Annotated in this window: 1 protein-coding gene; it reads left to right on the top strand. The window is 72.5% G+C overall.

The window, feature by feature from the left end:
* Window positions 1-432 (top strand): IS1380 family transposase (locus N869_RS15805; protein WP_035063297.1); only part of this gene is annotated, 432 nt, incomplete at its 5' end.
* Window positions 433-618: the final 186 nt, after the last annotated feature.

The following is a 618-nucleotide window of genomic DNA, read 5'->3' as shown; positions in this document are numbered from 1 at the left end:
CCCGGCGCGCAGCTGCGGTTCGAGGACGTCGACGGAATGCGGATCACCGCGTTTGTCACCAACTCGACCAAGGGCCAGCTCGCGGACCTGGAGCTGCGCCACCGCCGCCGCGCCCGCGTCGAGGACCGCATCCGCATCGCCAAGGACACCGGCCTGGCCAACCTGCCCCTGCACTCCTTCGCCGCCAACCGCATCTGGTGCGCCGTCGTCGCCCTCGCCGCGGACATCACCGCCTGGATGGGCATGCTCGCCCTGCACGACCACCCCGCCCGCCGCTGGGAACCCAAGGCCCAGCGGTTCCGGCTCTTCACCATCCCCGCGACCCTGGCCCGCTCCGGCCGGCGAGTCCGCCTGCACCTGGCCGCCCGTGCGCCGTTCTCCTCACTCGTCCTGGCTGGTCTGGAACGGCTGGGAGCTCTCGCCCCCGGCTGACACCCCGCACCGACCACCCCGACGACCCCAGGACGACCCCCGGACCAGGAACCGGCGCCCACCCCGCACGACAGCGGGGACCCTGTCACACCCGCACGGCAGAATCGGACCAGCCGCGACCACCGAGCCGCGCCCGGACCTCACACCACGGCCCGATGAAAGAGGCTCATCGCAATCGAGGGTGTA

The organism is Cellulomonas bogoriensis 69B4 = DSM 16987, assembly GCF_000767165.1.
Lineage (GTDB): Bacteria > Actinomycetota > Actinomycetes > Actinomycetales > Cellulomonadaceae > Actinotalea > Actinotalea bogoriensis.
Note: the sequence above shows the minus strand (reverse complement) of the source record. Positions and strands in the feature narration are given on the sequence as shown.